Below are 18,662 nucleotides of genomic sequence, written 5' to 3' on the forward strand. Positions count from 1 at the left end.
GCGGACCGCCGCTGCGGCGGCCACCCCGGCTCCGCCTCAGCCGCGGCTGCGCTTCCAGGCTCCCGGCCCGGGGGCGGGGGCCAGGCGCAGCTGCTGCCGCCGCACCCAGTGGCGGACACTGGGCTTCGCCTTGCCTTCCGGCTCGGCGCTGCCGAGGGAGAGTACGACGGCGGTCAGCGCCGCGAGCTCGACGTCTGTCGGTTCGCCCTTCACCACGGAGAACAGCGGCTCTGCGGCCTCGGCGCCGTTTCCGCCAGGGGTCTGCCCGGGCTCAACCGCCGCCTTCGCGGCCGGCTCCACGTCCGGGCTCACAGCGGAATGTTTCCGTGCTTCTTGGCGGGAAGGCTGGCGCGCTTGTCCCGCAGGGCACGCAGGCCCTTGATGATCTGCACCCGGGTCTCCGAGGGTGCAATAACGGCATCCACATAGCCAAGCTGGGCCGCCTGGTAGGGGTTAAGGAGCTCTTCCTCGTACTGCCGGATGACCTCTGCGCGCTTGGCCTCGACGTCGCCGCCGGCTTCCGCAACAGCGGCAAGCTCACGGCGGTACAGGATGTTGACGGCGCCCTGCGCGCCCATGACGCCGATCTGGGCCGTGGGCCAGGCCAGGTTAAGGTCGGCGCCAAGCTTTTTGGATCCCATCACGATGTAGGCCCCGCCGTATGCCTTGCGGGTGATGACCGTGAGCTTGGGGACGGTGGCCTCAGCGTAGGCATACAGGAGCTTGGCACCGCGGCGGATGATTCCCTGGAATTCCTGGTCCTTGCCCGGCAGGAAGCCCGGCACGTCCACCAGCGTGATGATGGGGATATTAAAGGCGTCGCAGTGGCGGACGAAGCGCGCGGCCTTTTCCGATGCCGAGATGTCCAGGGTGCCGGCAAACTGCATGGGCTGGTTGGCCACGAGGCCTACGGTGTGCCCTTCGATCCGGCCGTAGCCGATCATCACGTTCGGAGCGTACAGGGCCTGCATCTCAAGGAAATGGCCGTCGTCCACGATCTGCTCAACGACCTTGCGCATGTCATAGGGCTGGTTGGCGGAATCCGGAATGAGCGTGTCCAGGGCCAGGTCGTCGTCGTCGACCTCCAGGTCCTGCTGGTGTTCCAGGACCGGGGCCTCGGCAAGGTTGTTGGAAGGCAGGAAGTCCAGGAGTTCGCGGACGAACTCGATGGCGTCCGCTTCGTCCGAGGCGAGGTAGGTGGACGTTCCCGTGTTGGCGTTGTGTTGCCGCGCGCCGCCCAGGGTTTCCATATCCACGTCCTCGCCGGTGACGGTCTTGATTACGTCCGGTCCGGTGATGAACATGTGCGAGGTCTTGTCCACCATGACCACGTAGTCGGTCAGGGCCGGGGAGTAGGCTGCTCCGCCGGCGGAGGGGCCCATGATGAGCGAGATCTGCGGGACCACGCCGGACGCATGGACGTTGTTGCGGAAGATGTCCGCGAACATGGCCAAGGAGGCGACGCCTTCCTGGATGCGTGCGCCGCCGCCGTCGAGGATGCCTACCACCGGGCAACCGTTGCGGAGCGCGAATTCCTGCACCTTGACGATCTTCTCGCCATTAACTTGGCTGAGGGAGCCTCCATAGACCGAGAAGTCCTGGCTGTACACGGCCACGGGGCGGCCGTCCACCGTGCCGTATCCGGACACCAGGCCGTCGCCGAGGGGCTTCTTCTTCTCCATGCCGAAGGCCGTGGAGCGGTGGACGGCCAGGGCGTCGAATTCCACGAAGGAATCCGCGTCCAGGAGGAGGTCGATGCGTTCGCGCGCAGTGTTCTTGCCGCGGGCGTGCTGCTTTTCGATGGCCTCGGGCCCGGATGGCTGCTCGGCACGCGCCTGGCGGTCGCGGAAGTCGGCAATCTTTCCCGCTGTCGTGGTCAGATCGTGGCTCATCAAGTGTCTCCGGCTCTGTAGCTGATGGTCGCTGGCACTGTGTCGCAACGGCGCTTAAGTAGCTTCCGCACAAAAACAGGACCCTGTTGGCTAGTCTAGTGACGCTATTGGCCCGGACCGCTGTAGAAAACCTACAATTTTCTGCCCTTGGGAGGCAGCGACCAGTATGTTACTCGCCGGTAACATACTTCGGCTAGAGTGTCCTTATGACTTCAAGCAACGATGCTTCGGGCACCGCCGCAGGGCCGTACCAGGCCGCCGGTTCCCTTCAGGGCCGCACCATTTTGATGTCGGGCGGCAGCCGCGGCATCGGCCTGGCTATTGCCCTCCGCGCCGCACGCGACGGCGCCAACATAGCGCTGATGGCTAAGACCGGCCAGCCGCACGCGAAACTGGAAGGTACGGTCTTCAGTGCTGCGGAACAGTTGGTCGCGGCAGGCGGCCAGGCGCTCCCGATCGTGGGCGACGTGCGCAATGACGACGACGTCGCAGGGGCGGTTGCCGCCGCCGTCGAACGGTTTGGCGGGATCGACATCGTGATCAACAATGCCTCCGCGATCGATCTGTCCAAGACCGACGCCGTGGACATGAAGCGCTACGACCTGATGCAGGACATCAACGTCCGCGGCACGTTCCTGCTCTCCAAGCTCGCGCTTCCTGCCCTGCGCCGGTCGGCGTCCGCCCACATCCTCACCCTGTCACCGCCGCTGAACCTGGATCCCAAATGGGCCGGCATGCACCTTGCCTACACCATGGCCAAATACGGAATGAGCCTCACCACCCTCGGCCTGGCCGAGGAACTGAAGGAAGCCGGGATCAACGTCAACTCGCTCTGGCCCTGCACCCTGATCGATACCGCAGCCATCCGCAATATGCCCGGCGGCGAGAACATGGTGAAGGCCGCCCGCGGACCGGAGATCATGGCGGATGCGGCGCATGCGGTGCTGACGGGAGGCAACCTGCATGGCGGTGGCGGCTCGCCGAGCGGCAATTTCTACACGGATGAACAGGTGCTCGCCGCGGCGGGGGTGGCCGATTTTTCGCCGTACAGCCTGGGCGCGCCGGAGGATCGGCTGGTCCCTGACATTTTCCTCTGAGAACACTCCGGGCCGCCGCCGGAGCCGCGCCAACTCGGTAGGATTCAACTATGGACGCCCCACAGCCTGCCGACGGCCAGGACCCGAACAATACGCAGTCTTCCGAGACCGGCCCGGAGCGGCAGAACACTGACGTGCCTTCCGCTGCTCAGTCGGACGCGGTGCCCCGCGTCGGCCTCAACAGGGCCGAGCTGGGCAATGCGGAATTCCTCTCCGCCAACGGCATAGCGCAGCTCACGGTGGTGGACTCGACAGGCTCCACCAACGCGGACCTCCTGCAGGGGGTGACCGTGGATCCCCGCGCGTGGCCGGACCTTTCAGTGCTGACGGCCGAGCACCAGACCGCGGCCCGCGGCCGGCTGGACCGCCACTGGGAGGCGCCGCCCCTGAGCTCCGTTTCCGTGTCGATCGTTCTCCGCCCGGTCAATGCCGAAGGACGCCCGCTGCCCACGCACAGCTACTCCTGGTTCTCGCTCCTGGCCGCGCTTGCCCTGCGTGAGGCACTCCTGGAGACGGCAGGCATCCCGGCCGAAATCAAATGGCCCAACGACGTCATGGTGCGAGGCCGGAAGATCGCCGGCATCCTGGCGCAGCTTGGACCCATGGGGGACGGCTCTGTTCCGCCGGTGATTCTGGGCACGGGCCTCAATGTGACCCTGACTGCCGGAGAACTCCCCGTTCCCACTGCCACGTCCGTGCTGCTTGAGAATGCCCGGACTGTCGACCGGACGGCGCTCCTCAAGAGTTATCTTTCGCGCTTTGCCGCGCTCTACCGGAACTTCTGCAACGCGGACGGCGACCCCGCTGCCGGGATGGCCGGCGGACCCTCGCTGCACAAGCGGGTCGAGTCGGTCATGACCACCCTCGGCAAGCAAGTGCGCGCGCAGCTGCCGGGGGACCACGAGATCATCGGCCATGCCTCCCGCCTGGACGAGTACGGCTCCCTCCTGGTGGTCGATTCAGCCAGGAACGAGCACGTTGTGACGGCCGGTGACGTCGTCCACCTCCGGCCGTGGACCCCGCCGGGCGCAGGCAGCGGAACAGGAACCGAAACGGGCACCGGCGCCGCCGAAAGCGGATATGCGTAAAGACCTCCTGCCGGGTGAACAGGTCATCACTGTGACCCGGCCGCAGCCCCGGAAGCTTTTCTTTCCGGGGCTGCTGTTCATCGTTGCCCCCGCCCTGGGTGCCTTCGCCAGTGCCTGGATCGTGAAAGGCGAACCGGCCAGGCTGGTTCCGCTGATCACCGAGGAATGGACGATCTGGCTCGTCGCAGTGTGCGCCGGGGCTGTTGCGTGGATACTGTTGGGGTACTGCCTGCCTCGCGTGCTGAGGTGGCACGCAACGCGGTACGTGCTGACCAGCCGGCGGATAGTTGCCCGTTATGGCATGTTGCGCAGGCGGGACATGCAGATCCTGCTCGCTTCCGTGCATCACATCGGCGTCAGCCAGTCACTCTGGCAACGCATATTGCGGTCCGGGAATATATCGTTGGATACCGGGCAGGGTGCCGATGCCGTCATCCCGGATGTGCCGGAGGCGGTGAGGTTCCGCAACTTCGTCCTCGATGCCATCGATGACTTGCCGCCTGGCGTGGTCTTCGAGGCAGACCGGGCGCAGCAATTGGCCGGGGACGCGCAGTACTACCGGCCGCGGGACATGGGAGAGCAGTGGGATCCGAGAGAAGGTGGAAGAGATGAGCGTTGAGAATGCCGGACCCGTGGACGAGGCCGAGCGGTCCGAGATGCCCTCACCACCGGACGCAGTAGTGGAAACCGCCACCCTTGAAGCCGCTGTGCTGGAAACGGCTGCGCTGGACACAGTGTCGGTGGATGCGCCCGTGCTCGAGACCTCCGTTGCCGGGGACTCCGCCGACACGCCGGTGGCAACACACCGGCCGATACCCCACGACCCCGCCCCGTACGATCCGGCTCCGGGGGGCCGGCCGGCGGGAACATCCCCGTCAGAGGCACCCCCCACCGGGACACTCTCCGCCGAACGGCTCGCAGCCAAGGCACTCGAAGCCAGGCTCCTTGGCGGTGAGCGCAAGCTCCGCCGCCGTGAGGTGGCAGCCGGTGCCGGACTGTCCCTGCTGTCCGCCCGTAAGTTGTGGCGCGCCCTGGGCTTCCCCAACCTCGGAGACGAGGACGTCGCCTTCACCGAGCGCGACCAGGCAGCTCTGTCCACCGTGGTGGACCTGGTCCGCGCGGGGAAGCTCACCGAAGAGGCGGCCATCTCGGTGACCCGCGCCATCGGGCAGATGACTGACCGGATGGTGGTGTGGCAAATCGAAGCCCTGGTGGAGGACATGGTCCACCGGCAGGGCGTGTCGGACGCCGTGGCCCGCAAGCGGCTGGTCAACCAGCTTCCGTCCCTCGTGGACGCCCTCGAGGAAATGCTCGTTTACTCCTGGCGCCGGCAGCTCAACGCGGGTGTCCAGCGACTCGCCGTGCGGGCCGAAGCCGGACTGCAGGCGAGTGAAGAGGGCCGCGAAGGCGATGAGGATGACGCGCCGTTGCCCCTTGCGAGGGCAGTCGGCTTTGCGGACCTGGTCTCCTACACCAGCCTTTCCAGGCGCATGAACGAGAAGACGCTCGCCCAGCTGGTTCAGCGTTTTGAAAACAAGTGCGCCGAAATCATCTCGGTAGGCGGCGGCCGGCTGGTGAAAACAGTGGGCGACGAAGTTCTCTATATTGCCGAGACGCCCGCGGCGGGCGCCGAAATTTCCCTCGCCCTGTCGCAGGCCTTTACCGAGGACGAGATCCTGCCCCAGGCCAGGGTTGCCATGGTGTGGGGGCGCATCCTTTCGCGCCTGGGCGACATCTACGGGCCCACCGTTAATCTCGCCGCCCGGTTGACGGCACTGGCCGACCCCGGCACGGTGCTGGTGGACTCGATGACCGCCGCAGCCCTGGAACAGGACGAGCGGTTTGTGCTGGTGCCGCAGAAAGCCGAGGAGGTCCGCGGCTTCGGCGAAATCCACCCGGTCCTGCTCCAGCGCGGAAGCGGCCGGGGCCTCGTCCTGGACTGAGTGCCCGGACCCGGGGTTTCTACATTTGATGGTCTTATGACATGGTCGGATTGACCCGGCTACGTTTCCAGTGGGTCTTAGCGTGCCCGGAATGCATTTCTCGTGGGGGAAGACCAGTAATGAAACGGCCATTTCGATCCGTGACGCCCAACGCGGAACCGACGCCGAACCATCGGCGTGCACGGATTCTTCGAGGCACCGCTTTTGCGGTGGCGGGTGCTGCTTTGGTGGCTGGTGCGATTATTTATCCGGGGTTCAAGACCACTGAGGTGGAGTTGAATGACGGCGGTGTGTGGGTGGTCAGTAAGACCAAGAACGCTGTTGGGCGGTTGAATTATCCGTCGCGCGTGCTGGATGGTGCGGTGACGCCGGCGAGTACTACGTTCGATATCCTGCAGAACTCCGGGAACGTTTTCGTTGATGATGAGACCGGCTCGACTCTGAATCAGGTCTCGCCGGCGAATATGCAGCTGGGCGGGGATAAGCAGTTGCCGGGTTCGGCTGATGTTAGTTTCGGTTCTGCCGTGATTTCGGTGACGGATGCGGCCAAGGGCAAGGTGTGGGCTCTTTCGCCGTCAACGGTCAACGGCTTCGATGAGGAAGCTACTGAACCTGCCGTGGTCGGTTCGGAGGGCCTGGTGTCCGCTGTCGGGACGGATGACCGGATTTACAGTGCGGATCCGAAGACGGGTGTTGTGACTGTGACGGCTGTTGATGCCAATGGTGAGACGACGTCGTCAGAGTCGGGCACGTGGGACGGTCTGAAGGGTGCGGGTGATCTGCAGCTGGCTGTGGTGGGGGATAAGCCGGTGGTCCTGGATGCGGGGCGGGGGAAGTTGTTCCTGCCGGGCGGTCGTGGGCTGGATCTGGAGAACGCGCGGGATGCGAAGTTGCAGCAGTCCGGTCCGGCGTCGGATGTGGTTGCGGTGGCGACGCAGAAGGCGTTGTTGAAGCAGCCGTTGGATGGTTCGACGGCGAAGACGGTGTCCTTTGATGGTGAGGGTGTTCCGGCGGCTCCGGTGCAGCTGGGCGGGTGTGTTCATGCGGCGTGGTCGGGGGCGAACAAGTATGTCCGTGATTGTGTGAATGATGCTGATGACAAGAACGTTGAGGTGCCGAAGGCGAGTGCGTCGCCGTCGTATGTGTTCCGGGTGAACCGGGACCTGGTGGTGTTGAACGATGTGAACTCGGGCAATGTGTGGCTGGTGAACCAGAACATGCAGCTGGTCAACAACTGGGACGACGTGATCCCGCCGCAGCAGACCTCGGACGACGCGGACAAGGACTCCGCCGATGAAGTGCAGCAGACCGTCCTGCCGGACCGCACAAAACCTAACAGCGCGCCGGTTGCCAAACCTGACACCTTCGGAGTCCGCGCGGGCAAAACCGCCATCCTCCCCGTCCTGGACAATGACACCGACCCCGACGGCGACATCCTCACGGTCCGCGCCCCGGACCCCATCAACTCCGGGGTCCTGGCCCCGATCTACGGTTCCACCGGTTTCCAGGTCAGCGTGCCGGCGGACAAGACCGGCTCCGAGACATTCAAATACTCCGTGGACGACGGCCGCGGCCTCAGCGCCTCCTCGGATGTCACCCTCAACATCATCCCGCCGGGGGAGAACTCGGCCCCCCGCCGGAAGCCGAACCGGAACACCTCCCTGGTGGTGCAGGCCGGCAAGCTCGTCAGCCAGAACATCTTGACCGACTGGATCGACCCTGACGGCGATGACCTGTACGTCGTCAGCGCCTCCAGCAGCGATCCCCGGGACCAGGTCAAAGCCCGGCCGGACGGACTGCTCAGCTTCCAGGACGGCGGCTCCGAGCCCGGCCGCAAAGTAGTCACGGTTACGGTCTCGGACGGCCAGTCCGCTGCCGAGGACAAGGTCACCGTGGATGTGCGGGCCCCGGGAGCGCTTCCGCCGATCGCCAACGCCGACCACATCGTCGCCGTCGCGGGCGTGGACACGGTCATTGCGCCGCTGAAGAACGATTCGGACCCGCAGGGCGGAGCGCTCCGGCTCGCCCAGGTCACTCCCGACGGAAACTCCACTGCCACCATGGGAGCGGACCAGCAGACCTTCACCTTCACCTCCACTGCCGAGGGCGCCCACTATGTGACCTATCTCGTGACCAACGGCCCGGCCAGCGCACAGCAGCTGGTCCGCGTGGACGTCGTTCCCGGCGACGGCGACGGCGCCCCAGTCGCCGTCCGGGACACCGCCCTGCTGCCCAGCGGCGGCAGTGTGCTGGTGGACGTCCTCGGCAACGATTCGGACCCCTCGGGCGGCGTGCTGGTGGTCCAATCCGTCACAGCCGCCGAGGGCCAGCCGGTCAGCGCATCGGTGCTGAACCACTCGGTCATCAGGATCACCGACATCCGGGCAGAGGGGCAGCTTAACGTCAAGTACACGATTTCCAACGGCAAGGCGTCAGCCAGCGGAGACATCGCGGTGCTGGTGGTTCCAGCACCGGCCAAGCTCCAGGCCCCGCAGGCCAAACCTGACGAGGTATCGGTCCGGGCGGGCGACGTTGTCACCATTCCGGTGCTGGAGAACGACACCGACCCCAACGGCGGCAAGCTCACCCTTGAACCCGAACTGGCGCAGAAACCCGACGACGCCGACGGCCGCATGTTCCGTTCCGGCGGCACCCTGCGCTTCATCGCCGGGGACGTTCCCAAGACGGTCTATGCGATCTACAAGGTCACCAATGAATCCGGGCAGTCGGACTCCCAGCAGGTCACCATCCGCATCCGTGCCCGCGACGACGAACGGAACACCCGTCCCGAGCCGAAGAACCTGACCGCACGCGTGGTCGCCGGCATGGTGGTACGGATTCCCGTGCCGCTGGACGGGATCGATTCCGACGGCGACTCCGTCCAGCTGATCGGCGTGGACAAGGCCCCGGCGATGGGAACTGCGGTGGTCAAAGATGGTTATCTCGAGTTCACCGCCACCGGAACGGCCGCCGGCACTGACACGTTCACCTACCGTGTCCGGGACCGGATCGGCGCCGAAAACACCGGCACCTTAATTGTCGGAATTGCCCCGCCGGAGGCCAACAACCAGAAGCCCATTGCCGTGGACGACGCCGTGGATGTCCGCCCCGGGCGCCAGATCGCCGTCGACGCGCTCAGCAACGACTCGGACCCTGACGGGGACCCCATCGGCCTGGTGGCCAACGGCTTCGAGGCGCGCCCCGAACTCCGGGTCGAGAGCGCCGACGGGGGCAAAGTGATGCTCACGGCACCCGGCGCCGCCAGCAACGAGAGCGTCAGCTACAAGATCCAGGACGACAAGAAGGCCCAAGGGAGTGCCGTGATCCGGGTACGGGTCAGTCCCGATGCCGCGCTCAAGTCCCCGGTCGCGCAGGACGATGTGGTCACTCCGGCCGAGACGCTGGGCAAATCCGCCGTCGACGTCCCGGTTCTCAAGAACGACTCGGACCCCGACGGCGTCGCCGCCCATCTCAAGGTCACCCTGCCGGACGGCAACCCCAACGCGCGCGTCGGAGGTGACGGCAGTGTCCTCGTGTCCCTCGTCCCGAATGACCAGCTGGTTCCGTACACCGTCACCGACGTCGACGGCCAAAGCGCGACGGCGGTCGTCTGGGTTCCCGGTCAGGGAGAGCAGTACCCCACCCTGGCCCGCACCGACGTCCTGGAAGTGATGGCAGGGAAGGAAGCCGCCATCGACCTGGGCGAGTACGTCCGCGTCCGGGACGGCCGCACCGCCCGGATCACCCAGGCGGACAAGGTCCGCGTGCAGGGGGCGGACACCGGGAACGTGATCGCCGGCAACGGAAATGCGCTGCGCTACGCTGCGCTCAAGGACTACGTGGGACCCGGCTCCATCACCTTTGAAGTGACTGACGGTTCCGGTCCGGACGATCCCCAGGGTCTGAAGTCCACCCTGACCGTCATCACCCGGGTGGTTCCGGATCCCAATGCCAACCACGAGCCCACCTTCAGCGGAACCGACCTCGAGGTGCCGCTGGCCGAAACTGCCAGCCTGGAGCTGGGCAACCTGGCAAAGGACGTGGACGACGGGGACCAGGAGAAACTTGCCTTCGAGCTGGACGGCACACTGCCGGAAGGTTTCAAGGCAGCCATTGAGGGGCAGACGCTCAAGCTCACCGCTGACTCCGGCGTGGCCGCAGGCCGCAAGGGGATCATCCCGCTGAAGGTGTCCGACGGCCGCTCCGGCCCGGTCAGGGCCGCGGTGACGGCCACTGTCGTCGCCTCGAGCCGACCACTGCCAACCGCCAACGAGGATGTCGTCGACAAGGCCAATGCCGGCCGGACCGAGACAATAAACGTCCTCGCCAACGACTTCAATCCTTTCGGTGAAACCCCGCTGAAGATCATCTCTGCCACGGTCGAAACCGGTTCTGCTGCCGGTGCTCCTGCCGTGAACGGGGACTCGATCACAGTCACTCCTGCCGATGGCTCCAAGGGAGTCATGGTGATTCGCTACACCGTGCTGGACAAGACCGGGGACCCCTCCCGGCAGGCGAGCGGCCGTGTGCGCATCACGGTCCGGGACAAGCCGGATGCCCCCTCGGCACCGACCGCCACGGATGTTCGCAGCCGCACTGCCGTGCTCAAGTGGGCGCCGCCGTCGGACAACGGCGCAGCGATCACCAAATACACCGTTCGGTCCAACGGCTTCAGCCAGGACTGCCCCACCACCACCTGCACACTCAGCGGCCTGACCAACGACGTCAAGTACGTCTTCACTGTCACCGCCACCAACGAAGTCGGCGAATCGGAATCGTCCGCGGCATCCAACGAGATCAGGCCGGACGAGAAACCCTCGCCTCCGGAGGCACCCACGGTGAAAGCCGGCGACAAGAATATGGTCATTGCCTGGCCTGCGGCGAAGACCGAGGGCTCAGCCGTCAAAAGCTACAACCTGGAGATTTCGCCGCCGCCGGCCAGCGGTATCGCGGTGAAGAACGGGGTCACCGGTTTGAACTACACCTGGCCGGGACTGACCAACGGCGTGCGCTACAAGGTCCGCGCCCAGGCCGTCAACGAGCTTGGCCCCTCCGACTGGGGCATCTACTCGTCCGAAGACAACCCTGCCGGGGTGCCCGCGGCTCCGGCCGCGCCGACGTCGGCCGTGGCCTCAGCGGTCGGAACCACGAACCAGTTGCGCGTTAACTGGTCGGAACCCGACACCAATGGTGATCCGATCAGGAACTACTTCGTCACGATGAGCGGAGGCGGCGGAGCGCCGCAGACCCAGACCATTGCGGGCACAGTGCGCACTGCAAACTTCACGGCAAACAACTCCGAAGCTGAGTACACCTTTACGGTGCAGGCCGAAAACAAAGCGGGAAAGGGGGCCGTTAGCCCGCCTTCCGCGCCGCGGCGCGCCACCGGCAAACTCGGCCAGGTCTCCGGGGTCAGCGTTACCCCGGCAGACACCGGGGGAGCAGGGCGGAAGGTGACCATCAACTTCAAAGAGCTGACCGCTGCCGAACGCAACGGCTCTGCCTACGGTGAAGTCAGCTACAGCTACAACGCCAGCACCGGCCAAGGCGGCCCCATCAAGCCCGGGCAAACCGTGGGGGGCTTCACGAATGGTGACTCCACGTCCATCACCGTGGTGGCCAACTCCACCGTGGCACCAAGCTCCGACGCCAGTACCGCAGCCAGGGCCACGCCATACGGAGCGCCGGGCACGCCGTCGGCGTCGGGCCAGAACGGGGCGGAGAACCAGAAGAGCCTGAGCTTCAGCTGGAGCTCGCCGTCGACCTCCACCAACGACGTCGCCAAGACCCAGATCAACATCGACGGCGGAGGATGGCAGGATGTGAGCCCCTCCGGCAGCAGGACGGTCAATACCGGAGACTACGATGAGCCGCACTCCATCCAGGTCCGGACTGCCAACTCGGTAGGAACCTTCGGTGCGACTGCCACGGCAACTGCGAAGTCCGGTCCGCCGCAACGCGTCTGGACCACCCGGATCAAGACATCCGATCCGAACTTTGTCCGCAGTTGCACCTTCACGCGCGGCGGCTCGGACTACCGCCCCAACCCTTACTTCGACTGCGGCGGCGTCAACAACGGCGACACGCCTCCGTGGTTCTACAAGAACAGCGGTGAGACCATCGTGGTGAAGTGCTACATCGTCCAGAACGACAATTGGACGAACTCCGCGGACACCGAGTGGTACCGAGTGGAATTCGGATCCAACCGAAACGTCGGCCGGTACGTCATCGCGGGGCACACCCAGCTTGGTGCGCCGTACAGCCTCGGGATCCCGCCATGCGGCTGACATCCGGGCGCGGGACCGCCACCTCCCGGGGTACCGTTGGGGAGTGCTCCCCATCGCGGTCCCGCGGCGGGTTCGGTAGGCTATCGCGGGAAACAGAGAGCCCGGTACCGGGTCTTTGGAAACGCTGCCCTGGGGGCGGCTGCGATTTTGAGGGATTTGAGAACTTGTGACTACTCTGTTCGGCAAGCTGGGTCTCAGGGATCGCCGCAGAAAGTTGGTTTCGGGCACCGCTTTTGCGGTGGCGGGTGCTGCTTTGGTGGCTGGTGCGATTATTTATCCGGGGTTCAAGACCACTGAGGTGGAGTTGAATGACGGCGGTGTGTGGGTGGTCAGTAAGACCAAGAACGCTGTTGGGCGGTTGAATTATCCGTCGCGCGTGCTGGATGGTGCGGTGACGCCGGCGAGTACTACGTTCGATATCCTGCAGAACTCCGGGAACGTTTTCGTTGATGATGAGACCGGCTCGACTCTGAATCAGGTCTCGCCGGCGAATATGCAGCTGGGCGGGGATAAGCAGTTGCCGGGTTCGGCTGATGTTAGTTTCGGTTCTGCCGTGATTTCGGTGACGGATGCGGCCAAGGGCAAGGTGTGGGCTCTTTCGCCGTCAACGGTCAACGGCTTCGATGAGGAAGCTACTGAACCTGCCGTGGTCGGTTCGGAGGGCCTGGTGTCCGCTGTCGGGACGGATGACCGGATTTACAGTGCGGATCCGAAGACGGGTGTTGTGACTGTGACGGCTGTTGATGCCAATGGTGAGACGACGTCGTCAGAGTCGGGCACGTGGGACGGTCTGAAGGGTGCGGGTGATCTGCAGCTGGCTGTGGTGGGGGATAAGCCGGTGGTCCTGGATGCGGGGCGGGGGAAGTTGTTCCTGCCGGGCGGTCGTGGGCTGGATCTGGAGAACGCGCGGGATGCGAAGTTGCAGCAGTCCGGTCCGGCGTCGGATGTGGTGGCGGTGGCGACGCAGAAGGCGTTGTTGAAGCAGCCGTTGGATGGTTCGACGGCGAAGACGGTGTCCTTTGATGGTGAGGGTGTTCCGGCGGCTCCGGTGCAGCTGGGCGGGTGTGTTCATGCGGCGTGGTCGGGGGCGAACAAGTATGTCCGTGATTGTGTGAATGATGCTGATGACAAGAACGTTGAGGTGCCGAAGGCGAGTGCGTCGCCGTCGTATGTGTTCCGGGTGAACCGGGACCTGGTGGTGTTGAACGATGTGAACTCGGGCAATGTGTGGCTGGTGAACCAGAACATGCAGCTGGTCAACAACTGGGACGACGTCGTCCCGCCCAAGAACCAGTCCAACGACCAGGACCAGGAGTCCGCGGACAACAACACGATCAACATCCTGCCGGACCGCACAAAGCCCAACCGCCCGCCGGAAACCAAACCCGACACTGTCGGCGTGCGGCCCGGGCGCACCACCATCCTCAGCGTGCTGGATAACGACTCCGATCCCGACGGCGACGTCCTGACGGCATCCGTGGGCGGTTCCGGGCCGACGTCGGGCACATTGCAAAGCATCTACGGCGGCACAGCCTTCCAGATCACGGTACCGGCCGACGCCAAGCCCGGCTCTGAAACGTTCAGCTACAACGCGGCGGACGGCCGCGGGCTCTCCGCCGGCGGGCAGGTTTCCCTGAACATCGTCGGCGCTGACGAGAACAAACCACCAGTCTTCAAGCGGGGCGACCCCACCACCATGCTGGTGGAGCAGGGCAAAACCGTCAGCCAGAACATCCTGACCGACTGGACCGACCCCGACGGCGACGACCTCGTGCTGCTGGACGCCAAGGCGGACAACGAGCAGGACCAGGTCAAGGTCCGCCGCGACGGGTTGCTTACCTACCAGGATTCCGGGGCTGCACCCGGCAAGAAGACCGTCACGGTGTCCGTATGGGACGGCCGTGACACCACCACCGGGCAGGTGGTGGTGAACGTGCAGCCGCCGGGCGCCCTGACGCCGGTGGTCAACGCAGACCACGTCACCGCCGTCGTCGGCCAGGACCTCGTGATCGCACCGCTGAAGAACGACGTCGACCCCAACGGCGGAGCCCTCCGGCTCGCCCAGGTGGAAGCGTCAGGCCCCGCCGAACTCGGCCCCGTGACCGACGGCGGCACGTTTACGTTCCGCAGCGAGACCGCCGGTCCCGTCTACCTCACATACATCGCCAGCAATGGTCCGCAGAGCAGCCAGGGACTCATCCGTGTGGATGTGGAATCAGGCAAGGACACCGGCGACCCCGTCGCAGTCCATGACGTTGCCCTGATGCCCACGGGCGGCAGCGTGCTCCTCGACCCGCTGGCCAACGACTCCGATCCCTCCGGCGGGGTGCTGGTGCTCCAGTCGGTCCAGCTTCCGGAGAACACCACGGCCTCGGTCAGCGTGATCGACCACAGCGTGCTGCGTATCACCGACGTGCTGGGCACCAAGGACCCCTTCCTGTTCCAGTACACGATGTCCAACGGCAGGAAATCCGCCACCGGCAGCGTCTCCGTGGTCCCGGTGCCGGCGCCCGCCGTCGTGGAAGCACCCCAGCCGAAACCGGACGAGGTGAACGTCCGCGTCAACGACGTCGTCACCATTCCCGTGCTGGCCAATGACACCCATCCGCAGGGCCAGAAACTGACGGTGGATCCGGTGCTGCCGCAGGCAGTGGCGGAAGCGGACGGCAAGAGCTTCGTTTCCGAAAACACGCTGCGGTTCATCGCCGGACCGCAGCCCAAGACGGTCCGGGCCATCTATAACGCCGTGGACCCGCAGGGCCAGAAGAGCGCCGCGGCCGTCACCATCCACATCCTGCCGCTGGAAGCCGCCGAGAACTCCAGGCCGCAGCCAAAGAACCTGACGGCCCGGGTGGTGGCCGCCGGGTCGGTCCGCATTCCGGTGGACCTGGACGGCATCGATCCCGACGGCGACTCCGTCCAGTTGACCGGCATCGACAGCACCCCCAACATGGGTACTGCCACTGTCGGCAGCAACTTCATCGACTTCACCGCGGCGGGCGACGGCGCGGGCACTGACACCTTCCGTTACAAGGTGGTGGATCGGCAAGGCGCCGTCAATACCGGCACGGTCACCGTGGGCATCGCGCCCCGCGGCGATGCGAACCAGAAACCCACTCCTGTTGACGACGACGTCCAGGTCCGTCCGGGCCGCCAGATTGCGGTGGACGCGATCGGGAACGACACCGACCCCGACGGCGACCCCATCGGCGTCGTTGCGGACGGAATCGAGGCGCCCGCAGAACTCCAGGCCACCGTGAGCAAGGCGAGCGGCCGCATCATCCTGCAGGCGCCGGCGAGCGAGGGGACGGTCAACGTCCGCTACACGGTGGTCGATGACCGCGGTGCCTCTGCGCAGGCCACCATCCGGGTGAACGTGCGGAACGACGTGCCGTTGAAGGCACCCATCGCGAGGGACGACCGCGTTACGTCCGCGCAGACACTGGGCAAGACCGCCGTGGACGTTCCCGTGCTGAAGAACGACGAAGACCCGGACGGTGTGGGCGAGAACCTGAAGATCGCCACGGATGCCACCACTGCCCGGCCGGGAACGGACGGCAACATGGTGGTGGAACTGACGGAGCAGCCCCAACTGATCCCCTACACGGTCGAGGACGTGGACGGCCAGAAGTCCACCGCCATCATCTGGGTGCCCGGCATCGGACAGCAGGTACCGACGCTTGCCAAGGACGATGTACTCGAAGTCATCGCCGGACAGTCCGTGACGGTGGACCTGAAAGAGTGGGTCAAGGTCCGTGACGGACGGTCGCCCCGCCTCACCCAGACTGACCGGATCAAGCTGATCGGCGCCGACGGCGGTGACCCTGTGGCCGGAAATGGCACGGCGATCAACTACGCGGCCGGGCAGGACTACGTGGGCCCGGGCTCCATCAGCTTCGAAGTCACCGACGGCAGCGGACCGGATGACCCGGCCGGCCTGAAGTCGACCCTTAGCATCCGGACCAAAGTGCTGCCGGACCCGAACCGGAACAACCCGCCCACGCTGCTGGGAAGCTCCGTTGACGTGCCCAAGGGCGAGTCCGCGGAGATCGACCTGGGCCGGCTGACCTCGGACCCCGACCGCGATGACGTGGACAACATGGAGTACGAGCTGGCGGGGGACAGCCCGGCCGGTTTCAATGCCCGCATCGACGGCAAGACGCTTAAGACATCCGTGGACGGGGCCATGGCCACCGGCACCTCGGGCACCGTGCAGGTCAAAGCGAAAGATCCGCGGGGACTGGAAGCAACGGCTACCTTCCAGCTCGCCGTCACGGCCTCCAACCGGCCGAAGCCGGTGGCCAGCGACGACGTCGAGCCCAACGCGGCGGCGGGTAAGCCCGTGACCGTAAATGTTCTCGCCAACGACTCCAACCCGTTCCCCGAGACGCCGCTGAAGATCGTGCAGGCGTCCGTCGAAACCGGGCTCGGCAACGTGGAGGTCGCCGGCAGCAACGTCACCGTCACGCCTGCTTCAGGCTTCACCGGGACCCTGATTGTGGTCTACACGGTGGAGGATAAGACGGGGGAGACCTCCCGGCACGCCACTGCCAGGGTCCGGCTGACGGTCAAAGACAAGCCGCTGCCTCCGGCCACGCCGCAGGCCCAAAGCGTGGGCGACCAGACCGCGCTGCTCAACTGGACGGCACCTGCGGACCGCGGCTCGCCCATCACCAAGTACACGGTGTACGGTGAGGGCGGCTTCCAGCAGGCCTGCCCGGCCAACAGTTGCACGCTCACAGGCCTGACCAACAACACGAAGTACCACTTCCAGGTCACTGCCACGAACGAGTTCGGTGAATCCGAGCGGTCACCGGCGTCAGCCGAGGTCCGCCCGGACGTCAAACCCGACACCCCCGTTGCGCCTGCGCTCAAGTTCGGCGACAAACAGCTCTCCGTAACGTGGACGGCCCCGGCCAGCAAGGGTTCGCCGGTCAAGTCCTACGACCTGGAGATCTCTCCGGCCCCGGCCGGGCAGAACGCCCAGATCCAGAACCTGACCTCGCTCAGCTACGTCTGGAAGGGGCTGCAGAACGGGGTCGCCTACAAGGTCCGGGTCCTGGCACGCAATGATGCCAAGGAGCCGTCCGAGTGGAGTGCCTACTCCGCCGCGGAAACCCCCGCCGGCGTCCCGGTCACCCCGGCCGCACCGAGCGCGACGGCGGCGCAGTCTGTCGGAACGCAGAGCCAGCTCAGAGTGACCTGGTCGGCCCCGAACAACAACGGCGACGCCATCTCTGCCTACACGCTGACCACTTTGAGGGGCGGTGCCGTCGTGACCACCCAGCAGGTGTCCGGGACGTCGCAGAACGTCACGGTGGACAACTCCGAGTCGGGGTACACCTTCACCGTGTCGGCCACCAACAAGGCGGGCACCTCCGGCACGAGCGCGCAGTCCGCGGCCGTCCGGGCGGTGGGCAAGCCGGACATGGTGGGCCAACCGACCGCGACGTTGAAGGACACGGGCGGCGACGGCGGGAAGATCGATGTCAGGTTCCCCGTCCTGACCGATGCCCAGCGGAACGGATCGACTCCCGGTGAGATCACCTACAAGTACCGGCTGACATCGGGCGGCGGCAGCGGCAACATCGCCGCCGGCGGCGGAACTGTCGCGGCAGCCAACGGCACCGATACCGCCGTCGTCGTGTGGGCTGTCTCGTCCCGCAGTTCCACCGCAGGCGATGCAAGCCCTCCATCAAACGTGGTGAACCCCTACGGGCTCGCCTTCGCGCCGACCGTGACGGGCAGCAACAGCAGCGGGGTGGGAGACAGGACCGTTTCCTGGAACTGGAACCAGCCCAGCGGCAACGGCCGTGCCGTGACGGGCTACCAGTACAGCCTGGACGGCGGCGGATGGGTCAACACCGACCAGCGGTCCTTCTCCAAGAGTGTGGGCTTCAGCGAGACCCACACGCTGCGGGTCCGCGCCATCAGCGCCAACCAGCCCGGGCGCATCGGCAGCGATACCTCGCGGAGCGGAGCGGAACCACCGCCCCCGGCCCCGACGTCGTGGGACATCCGGGCTACTCCGGTCCGAACCTGCACGGAGCCGAACAGCAGCACCAACAGCTACCGTAATTCCAACCCGGACCAATGCCTTAGCCCTGGCCGCTGGTTCGACACGGGCTACACCGCGCAGGCGGACTACTACGTGGTGTGGAGCGGCCGGGTCTGGTACCACCTCACCTCGGGAGCGGCCGGCGGCAACTTCGCGCGCGGCGACACCACGTCGCTAGGCACCAACCCGCCGGGAGGCATGCCGCGGCGGTAGGGCGCGGTCATGACGGCGCCAACAACAACAATTAGACTAATCGCTGGACTAAGCGGGCAACGGCCCGAAGATTCACCCGAACCC

Annotated in this window: 8 protein-coding genes; 6 read left to right on the forward strand and 2 right to left on the reverse strand. The window is 65.7% G+C overall.

Translation table 11 applies throughout. From position 1 onward, the window contains the following. Window positions 1–36 precede the first annotated feature (36 nt). Both ACSQ12_RS06655 and ACSQ12_RS06660 read right to left on the reverse strand, forming a co-directional pair. Window positions 37–300: an acyl-CoA carboxylase subunit epsilon gene (locus ACSQ12_RS06655; protein WP_374100885.1), complete on the reverse strand. Its 264-nt coding sequence runs from the start codon at window positions 298–300 to the stop codon at window positions 37–39. A gap of 8 nt (window positions 301–308) precedes the next feature. Further along, the gene (locus ACSQ12_RS06660; protein WP_436064813.1) at window positions 309–1,892 is read right to left on the reverse strand and encodes an acyl-CoA carboxylase subunit beta; all 1,584 of its coding nucleotides are present in this window, start codon (window positions 1,890–1,892) and stop codon (window positions 309–311) included. A gap of 206 nt (window positions 1,893–2,098) precedes the next feature. Between ACSQ12_RS06660 and ACSQ12_RS06665 the strand changes: the two genes are divergently transcribed. The 6 genes from ACSQ12_RS06665 to ACSQ12_RS06690 all read left to right on the forward strand — a co-directional run bounded on the left by ACSQ12_RS06665 (window position 2,099) and on the right by ACSQ12_RS06690 (window position 18,578). Continuing rightward, a complete protein-coding gene (locus ACSQ12_RS06665; protein WP_436064814.1) occupies window positions 2,099–2,989 on the forward strand; it encodes an SDR family oxidoreductase in 891 nt (296 codons plus the stop codon). A 50-nt stretch (window positions 2,990–3,039) separates the two neighbouring features. Continuing rightward, window positions 3,040–4,077: a biotin--[acetyl-CoA-carboxylase] ligase gene (locus ACSQ12_RS06670; RefSeq protein WP_436064815.1), complete on the forward strand. Its 1,038-nt coding sequence runs from the start codon at window positions 3,040–3,042 to the stop codon at window positions 4,075–4,077. After that, window positions 4,070–4,696: a PH domain-containing protein gene (locus ACSQ12_RS06675; RefSeq protein WP_436064816.1), complete on the forward strand. Its 627-nt coding sequence runs from the start codon at window positions 4,070–4,072 to the stop codon at window positions 4,694–4,696. The genes ACSQ12_RS06670 and ACSQ12_RS06675 overlap by 8 nt, the downstream gene beginning before the upstream one ends. Before the next feature lie 37 nt (window positions 4,697–4,733). Beyond that, window positions 4,734–6,020: an adenylate/guanylate cyclase domain-containing protein gene (locus ACSQ12_RS06680; protein WP_436066951.1), complete on the forward strand. Its 1,287-nt coding sequence runs from the start codon at window positions 4,734–4,736 to the stop codon at window positions 6,018–6,020. Between the two features lie 119 nt (window positions 6,021–6,139). After that, complete coding sequence (locus ACSQ12_RS06685; protein WP_436064817.1) at window positions 6,140–12,307, forward strand: Ig-like domain-containing protein; 6,168 nt, start codon at window positions 6,140–6,142, stop codon at window positions 12,305–12,307. A gap of 166 nt (window positions 12,308–12,473) precedes the next feature. After that, window positions 12,474–18,578, forward strand: a complete 6,105-nt coding sequence (locus tag ACSQ12_RS06690; protein ID WP_436064818.1) for an Ig-like domain-containing protein — start codon at window positions 12,474–12,476, stop codon at window positions 18,576–18,578. The last annotated feature ends 84 nt before the right edge of the window (window positions 18,579–18,662 follow it).

Origin of the sequence: Arthrobacter sp. LjRoot14, assembly GCF_964253905.1 — a bacterium.
Lineage (GTDB): Bacteria > Actinomycetota > Actinomycetes > Actinomycetales > Micrococcaceae > Arthrobacter.